Raw genomic sequence first — 18,246 nt, forward strand, 5'->3', positions numbered from 1 at the left:
GCGGGGCAGTTCACTGAGATAACGAGACGACATTACGCAGGTGCGCCCCGTCGGCGTCCCTCACGAGGGGACGGCCGACCGGCCGCGGCACCAGCCGGTGACCACCGGCGTGACTATCGAAGAGGGAGACACCGGCCCATGGCCAAGATCATCTACACGCGAACCGACGAAGCACCACTGCTCGCGACCTACTCGCTGAAGCCCGTCATCGAGGCCTTCGCCTCCACCACCGGCGTGGCCGTGGAGACCCGGGACATCTCCCTGGCCGCCCGCATCCTCTCGGCGTTCGACGACGTCCTGCCGGAGAACCAGCGTGTCCACGACGCCCTCGCCGAGCTCGGCGAGCTCACCAAGCAGCCGGACGCCAACATCATCAAGCTGCCGAACATCTCGGCGTCCGTCCCGCAGCTCAAGGCCGCCGTCGCCGAGCTGCAGGCCCACGGTTACGACCTGCCCGACTACCCGGACGAGCCGTCCACCGACGAGGAGAAGGACGCCCGCGCCCGCTACGACTCCGTCAAGGGCTCCGCGGTCAACCCGGTGCTGCGCGAGGGCAACTCCGACCGCCGTGCCCCCAAGGCGGTCAAGAACTTCGCCCGCAAGCACCCGCACCGTATGGGCGAGTGGTCGGCCGACTCGAAGACGAACGTCGCGACCATGTCGGACGGCGACTTCCGCCACAACGAGCAGTCCGTGGTCATCGACGGCGACGACACCCTCACCATCCGCCTCGTCGGTGACGACGGCGAGACCACCGTCCTGAAGGACGGCCTGAAGGTGCTCGACAAGGAGATCGTCGACACGACCGTCCTGCGCGCCACGGACCTCGACGCCTTCCTCAAGGCGCAGGTCGCCCGCGCCAAGGAGGAGGGCATCCTCTTCTCCGCACACCTGAAGGCCACGATGATGAAGGTCTCCGACCCGATCATCTTCGGCCACGTGGTGCGCGCCTTCTTCTCCGACGTCTTCGACACCTACGGCGAGACGCTCTTCGCCAAGGGCCTCAACGGCGAGAACGGCCTCGCGGCCATCTACTCCGGCCTCGAGGACTACGCCGACGAGATCGGCGCCGACCTGGCCGCCGAGATCCGCGCCGCCTTCGACAAGGGCCTGGCGGACGGCCCGGACCTGGCCATGGTCAACTCGCACAAGGGCATCACCGGCCTGCACGTGCCGTCCGACATCATCGTCGACGCCTCCATGCCGGCGATGATCCGCAGCGGCGGCCACATGTGGAACAAGGACGACGCGGAGCAGGACGCCCTCGCCGTCATCCCGGACTCCTCCTACGCCGGCGTGTTCCAGACCGTGATCGAGGACTGCCGGAAGAACGGCGCCTTCGACCCGACCACGATGGGCACCGTGCCCAACGTGGGCCTGATGGCGCAGAAGGCCGAGGAGTACGGCTCCCACGACAAGACCTTCAAGATCGCCACCGCCGGCACCGTCGAGGTCGTCGACTCCTCCGGTGAGGTGCTCATGTCTCACACCGTCGCCCCCGGCGACGTGTGGCGTGCCTGCCAGGCCAAGGACGTGCCGATCCGCGACTGGGTGAAGCTGGCCGTGAGCCGTGCCCGCGACACCGGTGCCCCGGCCGTGTTCTGGCTCGACCCGGAGCGCGCCCACGACCGCAACATGACCGCCAAGGTCGAGGAGTACCTCAAGGACACCGACCTGGTCGGCGACATCGAGGGCCTGGACCTGCGCATCCTCTCCCCGGTGGACGCCTGCCAGCTGTCCGTGGACCGCATCCGCGCCGGCGAGGACACCATCTCGGTCTCCGGCAACGTGCTGCGTGACTACCTCACCGACCTCTTCCCCATCATGGAGCTGGGCACCAGCGCCAAGATGCTGTCCATCGTGCCGCTGATCGCCGGTGGCGGGCTGTTCGAGACCGGTGCCGGCGGATCCGCACCGAAGCACGTCCAGCAGCTCATCGAGGAGGACTACCTGCGCTGGGACTCCCTGGGCGAGTTCCTGGCCCTGGCCGAGTCGCTGCGTAAGCTCGCCGAGACCGACAACAACCCGCGCACCCCGATCCTGGCGGACGCGCTGGACGCGGCGACGGAGCGCATCCTCAACGAGGACCTCTCCCCCGCCCGTGTCGTCGGCGAGATCGACAACCGCGGCAGCCACTACTGGCTGGCACGCTACTGGGCGCTGAACCTGTCGAAGCAGACGGACGACGCCGAGCTCGCCGAGATCTTCGCCCCCGTCGCCGAGGAGCTCGAGGCCAAGTACGAGACCGTCAAGAAGGAGATGCGTGGCGGCCAGGGGTCCTCAGCGGACCTCGGCGGCTACTACTGGCTCGACGAGGAGAAGACCACGAAGGTCATGCGCCCGTCCGCCACCTTCAACGCGGTCATCGACGGGCTCACCGCCCGCAACGCCTGATCCGCGCGGCTCCCCTTCACTGAACAGCTCGGTCTACCGGTGACAATGTGCTGACCTGCACATTTCGCCGAAAGTAGACCGAGCTGTTTGCTGCCTGGACGGTGGTGGGTTATCGTGTTCCCAGCGAAACGACACCTCTGACCCCCGAAGGGACCACCACACTCATGAGCACCAGGTACGACAACTCCGACTCCGCCTCCTGGGGATTCGCCTCCCGCGCCGTCCACGCCGGGCAGACCGTGGACTCCGACACCGGAGCCCGCAACCAGCCGATCTACCTCACCACCTCCTACGTCTTCGACTCCGCCGAGCACGCCAAGCAGCGCTTCGCCCTCGAGGACCTCGGCCCGGTGTACAGCCGGCTGACCAACCCCACCCAGGAGGCCCTGGAGAACCGCATCGGTTCCCTGGAGGGCGGCGTGCACGCCGTGGCCTTCGCCTCGGGCCAGGCCGCCGAGACCGCCGCGATCCTCAACCTCGCCGGCGCCGGTGACCACATCGTGACCTCCCCGCGCCTCTACGGCGGCACGGAGACCCTCTTCGGCGTCACCTTCGCCCGCCTGGGCATCGAGGTCACCTTCGTCGAGGACCCGGACGACCTGGACTCCTGGCAGGCCGCCGTGCAGCCGAACACCAAGGCCTTCTACGGCGAGACCTTCGCCAACCCGCAGGCCGACGTCCTCGACATCCCGGCCGTCGCCGAGGTCGCACACCGCAACAACGTGCCGCTGATCGTCGACAACACCGTCGCCACCGCCGCGCTGGTGCGCCCCCTGGAGCTCGGCGCGGACGTCGTCGTCGCCTCGCTGACGAAGTTCTACACCGGCAACGGCTCCGGCCTCGGCGGCATCCTCGTCGACGGCGGGTCCTTCGACTGGACCGTCGAGCGCGACGGCGAGCCGGTCTTCCCGTCCTTCGTCACCCCGGACCCCGCCTACCACGGCCTGAAGTACGCCGACCTCGGTGCCGCCGCCTTCGGCCTGAAGGCCCGCGTGGGCCTGCTGCGCGACACCGGCGCCGCACTGTCCGCCTTCAACGCCTGGGTCACCATCCAGGGCCTGGACACCCTCGCCCTGCGCGTGCGCAAGCACAACGAGAACGCCGAGATCGTCGCCGGCTCCCTCGCCGAGAACGCCGCCGTCGCCACGGTGAACTACGCCGGGCTGCCGGACTCCCCCTGGTACGCCACCAAGGAGAAGCTGGGCCTGGAGTACACCGGCTCGGTGCTGTCCTTCGACCTCGCCGTCGACGACGTGTGGTCCGACGAGGCCCGCGAGAAGGCCTGGGCCTTCATCGACGCCCTGAAGCTGCACTCCAACCTGGCCAACGTCGGCGACGTGCGCTCGCTGGTCGTGCACCCGGCGACCACCACGCACTCCCAGTCGGACCAGAAGGGCCTGGCCCGCGCGGGCGTGAACCTCGCCACCGTCCGGCTCTCGGTGGGCATCGAGGACATCGAGGACATCCTCGCCGACCTGCAGCTCGGCTTCGACGCGATCAGCTGAGGCCACCGCACATGAGCATCGACCCCCGGTCCCTGCCCGCCTCCCACTCCTCGGCGACCGTCCCCATCGGGACGTTCACCACCGAGGCGGGCGTGGACGTCCCCGGCGCCGAGCTGCGCCTGTTCGCCTGGTACGAGGGCACCGCCGAGGAGGCGGTGGCGCGCCCGGTGATCGTCATCGAGCACGCCCTGACCGCCGACGGCGACGCCGACGACTGGTGGTCGGGCATCATCGGCCCGGGGCAGGCGCTCGACACCGAACGCTACCTGGTGCTCTGCGCGAACTGCCTCGGCGGCTGCCAGGGCTCCACGGGACCGTCCTCGGCGCACCCGGACGGCGGGGCCTGGGGGTCCCGCTTCCCCGCACTGTCGATCCGCGACCTCGTCGCCGCGGAGAAGACGCTGCTCATCGACGTACTGGGGGTGCGCCGTATCCGCGGCGTCGTCGGTGCGTCCATGGGCGGGGCCCGCGTGCTGGAGTGGACGTTCATGTACCCGGAGGTCGTGGAGGCCGCCCTGCCCGTCGCCGTCTCGGCGCGGGCCTCGGCCTGGCAGATCGGCATCCAGTCGGCGCAGATCCGCTTCATCACCGCCGACCCCTGCTGGCAGGACGGCGACTACCACGGCTCCGGCCGCATCCCCTCCCACGGTCTCGGCCAGGCCCGCCGCATCGCGCACCTGACCTACCGTGGTGAGCTCGAGCTCGACGAGCGCTTCTCCACCGAACCGCAGCCCGGCGAGAACCCCTACGGCCCCTACAACTCCCCCACGGAGCGATTCGCCGTGGAGAGCTACCTCGACCGGCAGGCCGAGAAGCTGGAGGCCCGGTTCGACGCCGGCAGCTACGTGATCCTCACCGACGCCCTGAACCGCCACGACGTGGGACGCGGGCGCGGCGGCATGAACGCGGTGCTGGGCTCCTCCCAGGTGCCGACGATGGTCGCCGGCATCGACACCGACATCCTGTACCCCTACCACCAGCAGGAGCACCTCTCCCGCAACCTCGGGGACTTCATCGGACTGTCGAAGATCACCTCCCCCACCGGTCACGACGGCTTCCTCACCGAGACCCGTCAGATGACCATGATCCTGGACAAGTTCCTCACGAAGGCCGCGCTGCTCGCGCAGCGCTGAGCCCGCCTACCCCGCCGCGGCGGTCGCCCGGGCGTACACCGTCTCGCCCACGCTGGCGGGCCCGAGCCCCAGCGTGCGGGCGTCGCCGCGGGTGATCTGCGCGGTGAACTCCTCGCCGTCGGCGGCGTCGGTGAGTTCCACGCGCACCTCGAAGCCGAGCACGGCGACGCGTCGGACCACGGCCTCGCGCACCCCGGTGGCGGCGATCTCGTTGCCGGGCACCTCCGGGTCGGCGTTGCGTCCGAGCCGGATGTCGTGGGGACGTACCGTCGCACCGTCCAGCGTGGTGACGTGGCCCAGGAAGGACTGCACGAAGGGGGTCTCCGGGGCGTCGTAGAGGGCGGTGGGGGTGCCGACCTGCTCGATGCGTCCGTCACCCATCACGGCGATGCGGTCGGCGACGTCGAGCGCCTCCTCCTGGTCGTGGGTGACCAGCACCGTGGTGACGGTGAACTCCTCGTGCATGTGGCGCAGCCAGGTGCGCAGGTCCTCACGCACCTTGGCGTCGAGCGCGCCGAAGGGCTCGTCGAGCAGCAGGACGCCCGGGTTCGGCGCCAGGGCACGCGCCAGCGCCATGCGCTGCCGCTGGCCGCCGGACAGCTGCGAGGGGTAGCGCGTGTGGTAGCCGGCCAGGCCGACGATCTCCAGCAGCTCGTCGACACGGGCGTCGATCTCCTTGCGCGGACGCTTGCGTACGGACAGGCCGAAGGCCACGTTGTCGCGCACGGTCATGTGCTTGAAGGCGGCGTAGTGCTGGAAGACGAACCCGATGCCGCGGTCCTGCGGCGACAGCCGGGTCACGTCGGCACCGTCGATCACGACGGCACCGGAGTCGGGGTGTTCCAGCCCGGCGATGGTGCGCAGCAGGGTGGACTTTCCGGAGCCGGACGGGCCGAGCAGGGCGGTCAGCGAGCCTTCGGGGATCTCCAGGGAGACGTCGTCGAGGGCGGTGAAGTCGCCGTAGGTCTTCACGGCGTGGGAGACGGAGATGGTCATCTAGGAAACCTTCTTCTTCTGCAGCAGGGTCATGACGACCAGGACGATCACGGAGACGATCATCAGCAGGGTCGCCGCGGCGTAGGCGCCGTAGACGTTGTTGTCGTCGAGGTAGCGGGAGTGCACGAGCAGGGTCAGGGTCTGTCCGCCGCCGGCGAACCCGGAGGCGACCATGATCACCGCGCCGAACTCGCCGAGGGCGCGGGCGACGGTGAGCACCACGCCGTAGGACAGGCCCCAGCGGATCGACGGCAGGGTGATCCGTCGGAAGGTCTGCCAGGAGGACGCGCCCAGCGTGGACGCCGCCTGCTCCTGTTCGGTGCCGATCTCACGCAGCACCGGTTCGACCTCCCGGACGATGAACGGCAGGGTGACGAACACGGTGGCCAGCACCATGCCGGGCAGCCCGAAGATCACCCGGAAGCCGAGGTCCTCGACACCGCCGAACCAGCCGTCGGTGCCCCACAGCATGATCAGGGCCACGCCCACGATCACCGGCGACACCGCGAAGGGCAGGTCCACGACGGCCTGGACGACGGACTTGCCGGGGAAGCGTCCCCGCACCAGTCCGAGGGCGACGACGATGCCGAAGACCACGTTGAGCGGCACGGTGATCACCACGATGAGCAGCGAGGTCTGCAGCGCCGACACCGCCGCCGGGGTGGTGATCCACTCCCAGAACTGGCCGACGCCGGGTTGCACCGTGCGCCACAGGATCGTGCCGACGGGCAGCGCGACGAGCACGGCCAGGTACACCAGCGCGAGGGTGCGCAGTGTCAGGACACTTCTCTTGGACTGGTTCATGCGTCCTGCTCCTTCCGGGAGCTGCGGTCCCCGACGAGGCGGAGGACGAGGAGTACGACGAAGGTGATCACCAGCAGCGCCACCGACACCGCGGCGGCGGCCGCCGGGACGTCCGACTCGATCTGTTCCTGGATGTACTGGGAGGCGACCTGGGTCTCACCGGGGATGTTGCCGCCGATGAGCACCACGGAGCCGTACTCGCCGATCGCGCGGGCGAAGGCCAGGCCGGTGCCGGACAGCACCGCCGGCCACAGGGCCGGCAGGATGATGCGGCGGAAGATCGTGGCGTTGGACGCCCCGAGCGAGGCGGCGGCCTCCTCCACGTCGTGGTCGAGTTCGATGAGCACGGGCTGCACCGAGCGCACCACGAAGGGCAGCGTGACGAACGCCAGGGCGATCACGAGGGCCGGCTGGGTGGCGTTGATCGTGATGTTCATCGGGCTGTCCGGCCCGTACAGGCTGAGCAGCACCAGGGAGGCCACGATGGTGGGCAGGGCGAACGGCAGGTCGATGACCGCGTCCACGATGCGCCGGCCGGGGAAGTCGTCGCGTACCAGCACCCAGGCGATCAGGGTGCCGGTGACCATGTTGATCACCGCCACGGCCAGGGACACCTTCGCGGTGACCCAGAGGGTCTGGCGTGCGCCCTCGGAACTGACCGCCTCCCAGAACCCGCCGATCCCGCCGGAGAACGCCTCCGTGGTAAGCGCGACCAGGGGCAGCAGCACGATGACGGACAGCCAGAGTGTGGCGGTGCCCATGCTGAGTTTGGTCGTCCTGTCGCTCATGGTCACACCGCCTGGTAGATCGTGGTGATGGCGCCGCTGTCCTCGCCGCTGCCGGGTTTCGCCCGCTTGAACAGGACCTGGTCGACCAGGTCCCAGTCCGCCGCGGTGCCCTCGGGGTCGAGGTCCGGGTCGAGCTCGCGGAAGGCCGCGGCGAGTTCGTCGACGGTGTGCACCGTGTCCAGCTCGCGGAAGGCGTCACGCTGCCCGGCCGGAAGGGAGTCGATGACGTCGGTGGTGTCGTCGAAGAGGTCGGGTCCGGGCCGGAAACCCTCCGCCGCCCACAGCTTCTCCGCCTCGGGGGTGAACAGGTAGTCGCGGAACTCGGTGGCCTTGGCAAGGTCGCCGTCCGGGTCGTCGGAGGTGTCGACGAGGGCGACGGGGTTCTCGATGCGGAAGGTGTCGTCCGGCACGGTGTAGTCGATGCGACCGCCGTTGCGGTCCAGCTCGATGGCCTCGTTCTCGTAGGACAGCAGGACGTCGCCCTGCCCGCTCTCGAAGGCGGAGGTGGCCTCGCGTCCGGACTTCGGACGCACGGTGAAGTGCGCCCCGACCAGCTGGGTGAGCTTGTCGAGCGCCTCCGAGTGGGCGGTGCCGGTGTCGGCGCCGCCGTCGAGGGCCTGGAAGAACCAGCTGGCGTAGGGGGCCAGCAGGTTCCACTTCGCCGAGCCGGAGCTCGCGGGGTTCGGACTGATGACCTCGACCCCGGGTTCCAGCAGGTCGTCCCAGTTCTCCAGGCCCAGCGGGTTGCCCTCGCGGGTGACGAAGGAGACCACGGAGCCGAAGGGGACGGACTTCCCGGACTCGTCGCCGGGGACGTCCTCACGCCAGTCGTCGGCCACCTGGCCGGCGTCGACGAGACGTGTCACGTCCGGCTCGACGGAGAAGTTCACGATGTCGGTCGGCAGGTGGCGGGCAACCTTGCGCGACTGGTCGCCGGAGGCGCCGTAGCTCTCGGCGAAGCCGGTGTCCGCGCCCTCGGGCGTGCCGCGGAAGCCGCGGATCACGGCCTCGAAACCGGGCTTGGGGACGGCGTAGGCGACGAGGTTCAACCGCTCGTCGCCGGACGAGACGTCCACGACCCCCGGGTCGTCGACGGTTCCGCCGGGCAGTGCGAACACCCCGGCGACGGCCACCAGGCCGACACCGACGAGTACCGCCCCCAGGCTGGGTTTGAACGCCACGTGGTTTTCCTCTCCTCCGCACAGACTGCTCTGTCTACTACGCAGGAGACACTATCGCCCCACCTCCGGACCCCCGCAGCGTTCCATTCACCACGAATGGAATCACCCGTCCAGTGCGGTGAACTCCGGTACCACGTGCTCGGCCAGCTCCCCCAGCACTTCCGCCACCGGTCGCCCACCCCCGGCGAGGTGCAGCGACACGTGGTTGACCCCCATCGCCCGCTGGGACGCCAGGATCTCCAGCAACCCGCGCCGACCCGTGCGGTACCCGAAGTCGCGCCCCTCGACCGGCAGGTCGGCGTCCTGCGACAACTCCAGCCACATCGACTCGGCGAAGGGTTTGAACCGCTCGCCGCAGGACGCCCGCCAGCGGTCCACCATCACCTTCTGCTGCGGCAGCGACCGGTGGTAGGTCAGCCACCCGTCGCCGTGGGCGGCGTTGTAGTCCATGTTCTGCTGGCACGACCCCGTCGGCAGCACCGGCACCGCGCCGCCGGACGGCGTGGGCACCACGTCCGCACCCGCCATGCGCCCGCGCGACCAGTGCACCGGACGCCCCGTCGGCGCCCACGCCGCGCGCAGCACCTCCAGGTTCTCGCGGAACAGCGCGGCGCGCTCCCCCTTCTCCAGGCCGAAGGCCGGGAACTCCTCGGGGCGGTCCCCGCTGGCCACACCCATGAGGAAGCGTCCCGCGCTGAGCCGGTCGAGCCCGGCCGAGCGCTTCGCCAGCAGCAGCGGGTGCGCCAGCGGCAACACCACCGCCGCCGTCCCCAACGCGATCCGGTCGGTGTGCGCGGCGAGCCAGGTCAGGTACATGAACGGGTCGTGGACCTGGCCGACGTCACCGAAGGTCTCGACCCGCAGCGGGATGTCGCGCGCCCACACCGCGGCGACGCCGGCGTCCTCCGCCAGCCGGACGAGGTCCACCTGCGCCGCGACGTCCTGCAGGTCCGGGCCGGTCGCCCCGAGCGGCAGGGTCAGTCCCAGGGTCATCTCCCCCTCGGCGAAGGTCCTGGCGAAACCGGGCTTCACGACTAGCTGCCCAGCGCGTCCACGGACACCGCCACCAGCAGCATCGCCGCCCCCACCGCGGCACAGAACAGCGAGTCGAACTTGCGCGAGCGTACCGACAGCACGCCCAGGATCTCCCCGTCCACGATCCAGCGCAGTGCGGCGAGCACCAGCATGCCGGTGCCCACCGTCACCGTGCCACGACGCCAGCGGTCGGCCACCAGGAACACCAGCCCCACCACCATCACCAGCACGAACCCCACGACCAGCAGCATCTGCACCGTCTGGTTGAGCCGCGAGTGCGGCACCCGCGCATCGTGCGGGTTGCGCAGCAACGTCCGGCGCTCGGCCGGGGTCAGCTCGACGAGGTCGGCCTTGTCGGATTCTGCAGTGTCGGTGGTGTCGGGAGCGTCGCTCACACCAGTCGCTCCGCCCGTTCCACCACGTTGTGGACCAGGAAGGCGCGGGTCAGCGGGCCGACGCCGCCGGGGTTCGGCGAGACGGCACCTGCCACACCCCACACGTCCGGGTGCACGTCGCCGGCGAGCTTGCCGTCCACGCGCGAGACTCCGACGTCCAGCACCGCGGCGCCGGGCTTCACCATGTCCGCGGTGAGCATGTGCGGCTTACCGGCGGCGGCGACGATGATATCGGCGTCCCGGGTCTCCTTGGCGAGGTCCTTCGTCCCGGTGTGGCACAGCACCACGGTGGAGTTCTCCGTCCGACGGGTGAGCATCAGGCCGATGGGACGGCCCACGGTCACACCACGGCCGATGACCACGGTCTTCGCCCCGTCGAGCTCCACGCCGAAGCGACGCAGCAACGCGATCGCCCCGTTGGGCGTGCAGGGCAGCGGCGCCGGCTCCATCAGCACGAGCTTGCCGAGGTTCACCGGGTGCAGGCCGTCGGCGTCCTTCGCCGGGTCGATGCGCTCGAGCACCGCGTTCTCGTCCAGGTGCTTCGGCAGCGGCAGCTGCACGATGTAGCCGGTACACGCCGGGTCGGCGTTGAGCTCGTCGATCACGGCGTTGAGCTCCTCCTGCGAGACGTCCGCAGGCAGGTCGCGCCGGATGCTGTTCACCCCGATCTGCTCGCAGTCGCGGTGCTTCATCTTCACGTAGGAGTGGCTCCCCGGATCGTCGCCGACGAGGACGGTGGCCAGCCCCGGCGTGACCCCCTTCTCCTTCAGCGCCGCCACGCGGCGGGTGAGGTCCTCGACGATCTCGTCGCGGTACAGTTTGCCGTCAAGCTTGGTCGCATCAGTCACCGCACCATTATGGCACCCTCAGCGTCCGCCCGGGAACCCCGCCTGCCGCCACGCCTCGTAGGCGGCGACGGACGCCGCGTTCGACAGGTTCATGCTGCGCCGTCCCTCCTGCATCGGGATGCGCACCTGCCGGGTGATCCGTGGGTCCGCGAGCGCCTCGTCCGTCAGGCCGGTGGGCTCGGTGCCGAAGAGCAGGACGTCCCCCGGTTCGTAGTCGACGTCGGTGTACCAGGTGTCGGCGTGGGCGGTGAAGGCGAAGACCCGCGCGCCTGCGGCGCCGGCGAGTTCGTCCAGCGCCGCGTCCAACGACGGGTGCACCTGCACGTCGGCGAGGTCGTGGTAGTCCAGCCCGGCGCGCCTGAGGTGCTTGTCGTCGAAGTTGAAGCCCAGCGGCTCGGCCAGGTGCAGCGAGGCACCGGTGCCGGCGCACAGGCGGATCGCTGCCCCGGTGTTGCCGGGGATAGCCGGGTGCTCGAAGAGGATGCGGCAGTACGGGGTGTTCTCGCTCACTGCTCCCACCAGGCCTTCAGCGTGTCGGTGAACCAGGACAGGTCGTGGACCCCGGCCATCTCCCGGGCCGAATGCATCGACAGCAGCGGGATACCGACGTCGACGGTGGGGATGCCGAGCCGGGTGGCGGTGATCGGCCCGATGGTCGAGCCACAGGGGACGTCGTTGTGGCCGGCGAAGACCTGGTCGGGGGCCCCGGCGGCACGGCATGCCGCGCGCCACGCCGCGGAGGTGGCGGCGTCGGAGGCGTAGCGCTGGTTGGCGTTGACCTTCAGCACCGGGCCGCCGTTGACGACGGGGCGGTTGACCGCGTCGTGCTTGCCCGCGTAGTTCGGGTGCACGGAGTGGGCGGCGTCGGCGGAGACGCAGGACGACCGGGCGAACATCGCCCGGGTACCCTCCACGTCCGCCCCCAGCGCCGTGGAGGTCCGCGTCAGCACGTCCTCGAGCACGGGTCCGGCCGCGCCACTCGTCGTCGCGCTGCCGACCTCCTCGTGGTCGAAGGCTGCGAGCACCGGGACGACCCCGTCGACGTCCTCCGCCGAGAGGAAGGCCTCCAGGGAGGTGAAGACGCTGCTGAGGTTGTCCATGCGCCCGGCGGCGATGAAGTCACCGCGTGCACCGAAGACCTCGCCGCGCTGGGCGTCGACGGTGATCAGGTCGTGGGCGAGGATGTCGTCGGCGTGCACGTCGGGCACGTCGAGCGCACCGGCGACGACCTCGCCGATCGTCGGCGAGCCGTCACCGACGGCGAACACCGGCTGCATGTGCTGCTGCCGGTCGAGGGTGAAGCCGCTGTTCACGCTGCGGTCCAGGTGGATGGCCAGGTGCGGGACGCGCAGCACCGGGGCGGTGCGCACCAGGTGCTCGCTGCCGTCGGCGAGGACGACCCGTCCGGCGAGCCGCAGTTCGCGGTCCAGCCAGGCGGGCAGGATGGCCCCGCCGTAGACCTCGACGGCGGCCTGACGCCACCCTCCGGGCCCGACGATGTCGCCGACGGGCTTGAGTTTCAGCCCCGGGGAGTCCGTGTGGGAGCCGACGATGCGGAACCTGTCGGCCGTCCCCTCGGGGACGCGCCAGGCCAGCACCGCCCCACCGCGCACGATGTAGTGCCCGCCGGGTGAGGCGTCCCACGTCTCCTTCTCGTCCTGCCGGTGGAAGCCGGCGGCGGCGAGCCGGGACGCCACCTCGGCGGCCGCGTGGTAGCTGCTGGGGGACGCGTCAATGAAGTCAATAAAGTCGAGATAGTCGGCGGTGCCTGTCATGGCCACCAGTAAACCACCCGTCACGGACACCGACACCGTCGGCCCTGCAGTAAGACGAACATGTGTTCGATCGATTCGCCTTTCCGTCGTTTCATGTCCGGGGCCCTTGATAGCGTGATCGACATGACGGACACCACACCACCGCCACCACGTCACGGCTTCCGGGAGGACGCCCACTTCCTTCGCCAACTCGACATCGTCGCCAACGAGCTCATGGGGGACCTCGGCCACCGCCCCCACTGGTCGGTCGAGGTCGACACCTCCCCCGCCGTGAGCGCGACCCGCCGCATGAACGTGGCAATGCTCGACCTCGCCCGCGCCTCCACCCCGCTGGACGACGCGGACGTCACCGAGCACTACTCACGCCTGCAGGCGCAGACCTCCATCACCCGCGGACGTGCGGAGACCTTCTGCGACGTCGGGCTGCTCTGCCTGCGCATGCCGCGTCTGTCCGTGCACCTGGGCCGCGGCATGCTCGGCTACGACCATCTGCGTGTCCTGGCCCGTGCCGCCGACGGCGTCGCTCAGGACGACCCCGCACTCCTCGCCGAGGTGGAGACGGCACTGATCAAGGTACTCACCCCGCGACGCGACGAGCAGGCCATGCCCGGTCCCCGCACGCTGTACAACCGGATCGCCAAGGCCATCGACGACGTCGACGAGCTCGCCCGCCCCCTGGACCCGAACGCCGCACCCACCACCGCCGAGCGGCCGCGGCGTCAGGTCAACGTGGACACCTACGACCAGGAGACCACGGCGATCACCGCCGTCCTGCCCGCCGTCGAGGCCGAGGAGTTCCTCACCGTGCTCGACGCGGTCTGCCGGGACCAGGGGTGTTCCCGCGCGGACGCGATGATGCACCTGGCCCGCGGCACCGCGGAGGTGAAGGTCACGCTCAACCTCTACCGCGACATCGACGGCGCCACCGCCGCCACCGACTCCGGCCACTGGCTGGACGCGATGGCCACCGAGCAGTTCATGGAGCGCGTCACCCACCTGCGCGTCGCCGGGCACGACCAGGTGGAGTCCTACGTCCCCACCGCCCAGATCCGCACCTTCGTCCGCGGCCGCGACGGCACCTGCCGCTTCCCGGGCTGCGACGTCGCCGCACCGAACTGCGACCTCGACCACGTGCGGCGCTACGACCACGACGACCCCGCCGCCGGCGGACCCACCGACACCCGCAACCTGCAGTGCCTGTGCCGCGCCCACCACCTGCTCAAGACCCTGGGCTGGTGGGACCCGACCATCGCCGGCGACGGGACGGTGATGTGGACCAGCGTCGACGACGGCCACACCCTCGTCACCGAACCCTCCGGCCCGCTCGCCGGCTACGCACGCACCACCTTCGCCGAGCGGGCGTCGCGGCGCTACGCCGTGGTCCGGGAGCACAACACCGGCGGGTTCCACGACGACGGGGCGGAGGTGCCGTTCTGACACCGGAGGGTATAACGGACGCATGAACTTCTCACCTCCCCTGTCCCCGACCGTGCTCGAGGAGCTGCGCGACTCCGCCGTCGGCGACCGGGCGCGGCGCATCGCGCGCAACGCCGTCACCGCCGCCGACGTCAACGCCGTCGCGCTCAACCGAGACGCCGTCACCGCCCTGGACCCCACCACGGAGGTCAAGCTCGACCGCCTCGGCGTCTCCGACCAGAAGCAGTCGGGACGCTGCTGGATGTTCGCCGCCTACAACGTCTTCCGCCACCGCGTGGCGGAGGACCTCGGGGTGAAGGAGTTCGAGTTCTCCCACACCTACCTGCAGTTCTTCGACAAGATCGAGAAGTCGAACCATGTGCTGCGCTCTCTGGAGCGGCAGTTCCGCGACGGCGTCACCGACCTCGACGACCGCACCGTCGCCGCCCTGCTGCAGGGCGCGGCGTCCGACGGCGGGCAGTGGAACTACTTCACCAACCTCGTCGCGAAGTACGGCGCCGTGCCGTCCTACGCCATGCCCGAGACCTTCGCCTCCGGGCGCACCCCGCAGCTGGACGGACGCCTGCGCACCGTCCTGCGCCGCGGGGCGTTGCGCCTGCGCGACGCCGTCCTGGCCGGTGAGGCCGCCGAGCCGGTGATCGAGAAGACGCTGGACGACGCCTACCGCGTCACCGCCATCCACCTCGGCGTGCCGCCCACGGAGTTCACCTGGCAGTACCGCGACTCCGACAACGGCTTCCACCGCGGCGGCACCTACACCCCGCTGCAGTTCGCCGCCGAGATGCTGCCCGATGACCTAGACAGCTACGTCAGCGTGGTGCACGATCCGCGCCACGAGGCGGGCCGGGCGTTCAGCATCACCCACGAGAACAACATGTGGGACACCCCGGACTTCAGCTACGTCACCGCCGGCGTCGACACGCTGCGCCGGCTGGTGAAGGACAGCCTCGACGCCGGGGAACCGGTGTGGTTCGCCTGCGACGTCAACCGTCAGTTCGTCGCCACCGCCGGGGTGTGGGACGCCGACCTGCTCGAACTCGACGCCCTCTACGGCACCGACTCCGCCACCACCAAAGCCGAGCAGATGGACACCGCCGAATCCCGGCTGACCCACGGCATGGTGTTCACCGGCTACGACCGCTCGCCCTCCGGCGAGGTGCGCTGGCGTGTGGAGAACTCCTGGGGCACCAAGAGCCACGCCCAGCACACCGAACTCGCCGGCGGCGGCTACGGCACCATGGCCGACAGCTGGTTCGCCGACAACGTCTTCCAGGTCGTCGTTCCGCGCCGGCGCCTCACGGACGACCTGCCCGACGACCTGACAGACGCTGTCGCCGCACTCGACCGCGGCGACACGACCGACCTTCCGAGCTGGGATGCGATGGCCTGATGACTACTACCGCAACAACCTCCGCCGCACTCGACCCTGCACGTCTGGCCGCCCTCGGCGACGACCTGCGCGCCGACGCGTCCTTCCGCATGGCGCGCAACGCCGCGACCGCCACGAACGTGGAGACCGTCACCCTCGACCGCGACGTCCTGTCCACCACGGACAGCTCCACCTCGGTGAAGCTGGACTCCTGGGCCGTCGCCGACCAGAAGAAGTCCGGGCGCTGCTGGATCTTCGCCGGGCTCAACGCCCTGCGCGGCGACGTCATGGAGACCACGGGCGTCAAGGACCTCGAACTCTCCCAGACCTACCTGCACTACTGGGACAAGCTGGAGAAGGCCAACCACTTCCTCGGCGCCATGGCCGGGCTCGCCGACCGTGACGTCGAGGACCGGACCGTGCAGCACCTGCTCGCCGACCCCGTGGAGGACGGCGGGCAGTGGAACATGTTCGTCGCCCTCGTCGACAAGTACGGTGCGGTGCCGAAGTACGCCATGCCCGAGACCCGGTCGTCCTCCGACACCCGGGCGATGAACCGCGACCTGTCGACCGCGCTGCGTGCCGGGGCGTCCCGCATGCGCGCGGACGGAACGGACGTCACCAGCGTCCACCGCGAGACCCTCGCCGACGTGCACCGCATCCTCACCGTGCACCTGGGCACCCCGCCGCAGCGGTTCGTCTGGCAGTACCGCGACGCCAAGGGCGAGTTCCACCGCGTCGGCGAGCTCACGCCCCGCCAGTTCGCCGACCGCTACCTGCCCGGCGACCTCGACGGGTACGTGTGCGTGGTCGACGACCCCCGGGCGTCCTCCCCGAAGGGGGAGCTTTTCACCGTGGACCAGCTCGGCAACGTCGTCGGCGGCGCGCCGGTGACCTACCTCAACGCACCCGTCGACGTGATCAAGGCCGCCGCCCTGGAGGCGCTGCAGGACGGCACACCGGTGTGGTTCGGCTGCGACACCGCAGCCCAGTCGCACCGTGAGCGCGGCGTCTGGGACGCCCACCTGCACGACTACGAGGGCTTCTACGGTGTGGACCTGGACCTCACCAAGGAGCAGCGCCTGCTCACCGGCGAGTCCCAGATGACCCACGCCATGGTCCTCACCGGCGTGGACGTCGACGAGGCGGGTCGTCCCGTGCGCTGGCGCGTGGAGAACTCCTGGGGCCCGAAGGCCGCGGAGAAGGGCTTCTGGACGATGAACGACAACTGGTTCGACCAGTACGTCTTCGAGATCGCCGTGCACCGCGACCGCCTGCCGCAGCAGTACCGCGAGGCGTTGGACGACACCCCGCACGTCCTGCCCGCCTGGGACCCGATGGGCGCACTGGCAGGTCAGGGCAGCTAGGTCAGCTGGTGGCCGGAGAGGAAGGCCCACACCTCGGTCGTCGCGTCGAGTGAGTAGGACGTGGCCTCGGCGGAGTCCGACGCCGCGCCGGACTCCCCGGACGCGTCGCCGGGCCAGGTGTGCCCGCCGTCGCCGACACGCAGGTGCACCACCGAGGTGCCCGGTGAACACATCGGCCACTGCTGACGACGCACGTCGCCCGCCAGCGCCGTGGTCACCGGCGTGCTCTGGCAGTGGTTCATCGCCGCGACGTCCTCCACCAGGTCACGGGCGGCCATGTAGACCCCGCCGTGGCGGGAACCGCCCTGGTAGTTGATCGTCTCATCCTTCGTGCCGTGGATCTCGAGGAAGGACGGGGCGCGCCCGGCGTCCTCCACGCAGTTCGTGCGCGTCCCGCTGTAGTACGCGCCGGCGACGGAGGCGACCGCGGCGAAGAGGCGCGGCTCGCGGCAGGCCAGCTTCGCCACCATGCCACCGCCGTTGGACATGCCCGCGGCGTAGATGCGCGAACGGTCCACGTTGTAGGTGGTGTTCAGCGCGGCGAGCATGTCGCGGGTGAAACGGACGTCCTCCCCGTCCTTCGTCCGCGAGTACGGCGCGCCCTCCCAGGAGTCGCCCACGCCCTGCATCGAGACGGTGATCACCTCCATCTCGTCGAAACCGGAGTAGTTGTGGAAGCCCTGGGCGGTCTCCCGGTACCCGTGGTAGGCCAGCAGGACCGGGTAGGACTTCTCCGGGTCGTAGTCGGCAGGCACCGACAGGATGCCCTCGCGCGTGCGGTTGCCGCTGCTCAGGGTGATCTTCTTCGAGTTGCCGGGGGCCGGGCCATCCAACCGGGGGCCGTTGCCGAGCTCCGCCTCCGCGGCGGTGGGCACGATGCTCTCCGAGGCGGCGACCGCGTTCTCCCGCGCCGTCTGCTCCCGGTAGCTCTCCAGCGCAGCGTTGTTCTCGCCCGCCGGGGCGTGCCCGACCCACACCAGGGCGCCGACCATCACCGTGGCGGTGAGGACGGCAAGGGACCTGGTGATCCGGCGGCGCACCGGACGGGCCTCGTCGACCTGATCCGACAGTGGTTCAGGGACGGGGCCCGCGGTCCGCTGGACCGGGGCGGGGTCGCCGGGCTGCTGCGGAGTGGACTGATTCACTCCCCCATTTCTACTGGTCAGGACGCACGGAATCAACCAGGCCACGCCGTCGGGTGACCACCGTCACTGCAAAA

The 18,246-nt window shown here is 70.2% G+C and carries 16 protein-coding genes; 6 read left to right on the forward strand and 10 right to left on the reverse strand.

The genetic code is table 11. From position 1 onward, the window contains the following. Window positions 1-138 precede the first annotated feature (138 nt). The 3 genes from ACT3TD_RS00635 (at window position 139) to metX (ending at window position 5,032) form a co-directional block, all read left to right on the forward strand. Window positions 139-2,394 carry an NADP-dependent isocitrate dehydrogenase gene (locus ACT3TD_RS00635; RefSeq protein WP_441579702.1) on the forward strand — a complete coding sequence of 752 codons (2,256 nt, stop codon included), beginning with the start codon at window positions 139-141 and terminating at the stop codon, window positions 2,392-2,394. A gap of 164 nt (window positions 2,395-2,558) precedes the next feature. Then, on the forward strand, window positions 2,559-3,899 hold the full coding sequence (locus ACT3TD_RS00640; RefSeq protein ID WP_301442478.1) for an O-acetylhomoserine/O-acetylserine sulfhydrylase: 1,341 nt from the start codon (window positions 2,559-2,561) through the stop codon (window positions 3,897-3,899). An 11-nt stretch (window positions 3,900-3,910) separates the two neighbouring features. Beyond that, a complete protein-coding gene (gene metX / locus ACT3TD_RS00645) occupies window positions 3,911-5,032 on the forward strand; it encodes a homoserine O-acetyltransferase MetX (RefSeq protein ID WP_441579701.1) in 1,122 nt (373 codons plus the stop codon). Window positions 5,033-5,038: 6 nt separating this feature from the next. Here metX and ACT3TD_RS00650 read toward each other — a convergent pair whose 3' ends face one another. The 9 genes from ACT3TD_RS00650 to ACT3TD_RS00690 all read right to left on the reverse strand — a co-directional run bounded on the left by ACT3TD_RS00650 (window position 5,039) and on the right by ACT3TD_RS00690 (window position 12,854). Continuing rightward, a complete protein-coding gene (locus ACT3TD_RS00650) occupies window positions 5,039-6,028 on the reverse strand; it encodes a sulfate/molybdate ABC transporter ATP-binding protein (RefSeq protein ID WP_301442476.1) in 990 nt (329 codons plus the stop codon). Further along, window positions 6,029-6,832 (reverse strand): sulfate ABC transporter permease, encoded by an 804-nt coding sequence (locus tag ACT3TD_RS00655; protein WP_441582309.1) that lies wholly within the window; start codon window positions 6,830-6,832, stop codon window positions 6,029-6,031. Then, window positions 6,829-7,620, reverse strand: coding sequence for a sulfate ABC transporter permease subunit CysT (cysT, locus tag ACT3TD_RS00660; protein WP_441579107.1), 792 nt, complete (start codon window positions 7,618-7,620; stop codon window positions 6,829-6,831). Before cysT ends, ACT3TD_RS00655 begins: the two co-directional genes overlap by 4 nt. Before the next feature lie 2 nt (window positions 7,621-7,622). Further along, the gene (locus tag ACT3TD_RS00665; protein WP_301442844.1) at window positions 7,623-8,801 is read right to left on the reverse strand and encodes an extracellular solute-binding protein; all 1,179 of its coding nucleotides are present in this window, start codon (window positions 8,799-8,801) and stop codon (window positions 7,623-7,625) included. A 102-nt stretch (window positions 8,802-8,903) separates the two neighbouring features. Then, window positions 8,904-9,833, reverse strand: coding sequence for a TIGR03571 family LLM class oxidoreductase (locus ACT3TD_RS00670; RefSeq protein WP_301442843.1), 930 nt, complete (start codon window positions 9,831-9,833; stop codon window positions 8,904-8,906). Between the two features lie 2 nt (window positions 9,834-9,835). Further along, window positions 9,836-10,231, reverse strand: a complete 396-nt coding sequence (locus ACT3TD_RS00675; RefSeq protein ID WP_301442842.1) for a DUF3017 domain-containing protein — start codon at window positions 10,229-10,231, stop codon at window positions 9,836-9,838. Next, window positions 10,228-11,079, reverse strand: coding sequence for a bifunctional methylenetetrahydrofolate dehydrogenase/methenyltetrahydrofolate cyclohydrolase (locus tag ACT3TD_RS00680; protein WP_301442841.1), 852 nt, complete (start codon window positions 11,077-11,079; stop codon window positions 10,228-10,230). Before ACT3TD_RS00680 ends, ACT3TD_RS00675 begins: the two co-directional genes overlap by 4 nt. 18 nt (window positions 11,080-11,097) lie before the next feature. Next, complete coding sequence (locus ACT3TD_RS00685; protein ID WP_441579106.1) at window positions 11,098-11,589, reverse strand: tRNA (cytidine(34)-2'-O)-methyltransferase; 492 nt, start codon at window positions 11,587-11,589, stop codon at window positions 11,098-11,100. Further along, window positions 11,586-12,854 (reverse strand): M18 family aminopeptidase, encoded by a 1,269-nt coding sequence (locus tag ACT3TD_RS00690; protein WP_441579105.1) that lies wholly within the window; start codon window positions 12,852-12,854, stop codon window positions 11,586-11,588. Before ACT3TD_RS00690 ends, ACT3TD_RS00685 begins: the two co-directional genes overlap by 4 nt. A 123-nt stretch (window positions 12,855-12,977) precedes the next feature. Here ACT3TD_RS00690 and ACT3TD_RS00695 point away from each other — a divergent pair, with 123 nt between their 5' ends. From ACT3TD_RS00695 to ACT3TD_RS00705, 3 genes are read left to right on the forward strand one after another with little or no spacing between them, the layout of a single operon-like run. Beyond that, window positions 12,978-14,291 carry an HNH endonuclease signature motif containing protein gene (locus ACT3TD_RS00695; RefSeq protein WP_301442838.1) on the forward strand — a complete coding sequence of 438 codons (1,314 nt, stop codon included), beginning with the start codon at window positions 12,978-12,980 and terminating at the stop codon, window positions 14,289-14,291. Window positions 14,292-14,313: 22 nt separating this feature from the next. Further along, complete coding sequence (locus ACT3TD_RS00700; RefSeq protein WP_444637932.1) at window positions 14,314-15,681, forward strand: aminopeptidase C; 1,368 nt, start codon at window positions 14,314-14,316, stop codon at window positions 15,679-15,681. Continuing rightward, entirely contained in the window at window positions 15,681-17,027 is a 1,347-nt protein-coding gene (locus tag ACT3TD_RS00705) for a C1 family peptidase (RefSeq protein WP_301442836.1), read from the forward strand. Before ACT3TD_RS00700 ends, ACT3TD_RS00705 begins: the two co-directional genes overlap by 1 nt. Here ACT3TD_RS00705 and ACT3TD_RS00710 read toward each other — a convergent pair. Continuing rightward, window positions 17,024-18,172, reverse strand: a complete 1,149-nt coding sequence (locus ACT3TD_RS00710) for an alpha/beta hydrolase family esterase (protein ID WP_441579103.1) — start codon at window positions 18,170-18,172, stop codon at window positions 17,024-17,026. The genes ACT3TD_RS00705 and ACT3TD_RS00710 overlap by 4 nt on opposite strands. Window positions 18,173-18,246: the final 74 nt, after the last annotated feature.

The organism is Corynebacterium sp. AOP36-E1-14, from assembly GCF_052377495.1.
Classification (GTDB): Bacteria; Actinomycetota; Actinomycetes; order Mycobacteriales; family Mycobacteriaceae; genus Corynebacterium.

What these genes read in the sequence shown, in the direction of transcription:
- ACT3TD_RS00695 (WP_301442838.1), top strand. Translation starts at nt 12,978, where the DNA reads ATGACGGACACCACACCACCGCCACCACGTCACGGCTTCCGGGAGGAC.
- metX (WP_441579701.1), top strand. Translation starts at nt 3,911, where the DNA reads ATGAGCATCGACCCCCGGTCCCTGCCCGCCTCCCACTCCTCGGCGACC.
- ACT3TD_RS00655 (WP_441582309.1), bottom strand. Translation starts at nt 6,832, where the DNA reads ATGAACCAGTCCAAGAGAAGTGTCCTGACACTGCGCACCCTCGCGCTG.
- ACT3TD_RS00650 (WP_301442476.1), bottom strand. Translation starts at nt 6,028, where the DNA reads ATGACCATCTCCGTCTCCCACGCCGTGAAGACCTACGGCGACTTCACC.
- ACT3TD_RS00690 (WP_441579105.1), bottom strand. Translation starts at nt 12,854, where the DNA reads ATGACAGGCACCGCCGACTATCTCGACTTTATTGACTTCATTGACGCG.
- cysT (WP_441579107.1), bottom strand. Translation starts at nt 7,620, where the DNA reads ATGAGCGACAGGACGACCAAACTCAGCATGGGCACCGCCACACTCTGG.
- ACT3TD_RS00635 (WP_441579702.1), top strand. Translation starts at nt 139, where the DNA reads ATGGCCAAGATCATCTACACGCGAACCGACGAAGCACCACTGCTCGCG.
- ACT3TD_RS00700 (WP_444637932.1), top strand. Translation starts at nt 14,314, where the DNA reads ATGAACTTCTCACCTCCCCTGTCCCCGACCGTGCTCGAGGAGCTGCGC.
- ACT3TD_RS00640 (WP_301442478.1), top strand. Translation starts at nt 2,559, where the DNA reads ATGAGCACCAGGTACGACAACTCCGACTCCGCCTCCTGGGGATTCGCC.
- ACT3TD_RS00705 (WP_301442836.1), top strand. Translation starts at nt 15,681, where the DNA reads ATGACTACTACCGCAACAACCTCCGCCGCACTCGACCCTGCACGTCTG.